This is a genomic window from Vibrio sp. 1641 (genome assembly GCF_033339995.1).
Taxonomy (GTDB): domain Bacteria; phylum Pseudomonadota; class Gammaproteobacteria; order Enterobacterales; family Vibrionaceae; genus Vibrio; species Vibrio alginolyticus.
The window spans coordinates 1-624 of sequence record NZ_JAWOVP010000276.1; the positions used below are offsets into that span (position 1 = coordinate 1).

Consider the following 624-nt stretch of genomic DNA (forward strand, 5'->3'; position numbering starts at 1 on the left):
CTTTGAAAATAAACCCATGTATCGTGTGTTACAGATAAAAGTCAGTAAGTTGCTAGAACAATGGCAGGAAAACAGCATCGCGAGAAATCAAATGGAGCACGGAAAGCTGATTCGACATTGTTTGTTTTTAATGGATGAAGTCACTATTGCGTGGCTAGCAGTTGAGCAACGAGATGAATTGCATGATGAGTACCACATGAATTGGCAAACCATTATCGATAGCCTCGAAACCTTGACTCAACTTCGTATTAGCATTCAAGACTTAAACGAACAAGGAGGAAGCGTTCGAGTAAAGAACTACGCATCTGTAATGACACGTAAACTGAATCAGTTAGCGGTAATAGCACCATTGACTATCGCAGCGCCGATCTCCGTACGTTCGACACAAGCGTTAAACGACTATGTCGAAGGAAAACACACCGGACTAACAGAAGAAGAACTTTATGGCATCACCTCAGATCTGTCACTGACGATTTTCAATACCTATGATCACGTGCTATCAGATATTGTCGAAACACTGTATTTGCCTTTGCCCAGACTCTCATTAGCCTGAAAGACTCATTTTTCGACATAATTGCATGAGGAACTAGATCAAAAGCCGTAAGTAACGAGCAATAAAAAACC

1 protein-coding gene is annotated in these 624 nt (G+C 41.2%); it reads left to right on the top strand.

Annotation, left to right across the window (positions count from 1 at the left end):
- A partial coding sequence (locus tag R7Z47_RS25495) for a hypothetical protein (protein ID WP_318130847.1) occupies positions 1-553 on the top strand: 553 nt, incomplete at its 5' end.
- Positions 554-624: the final 71 nt, after the last annotated feature.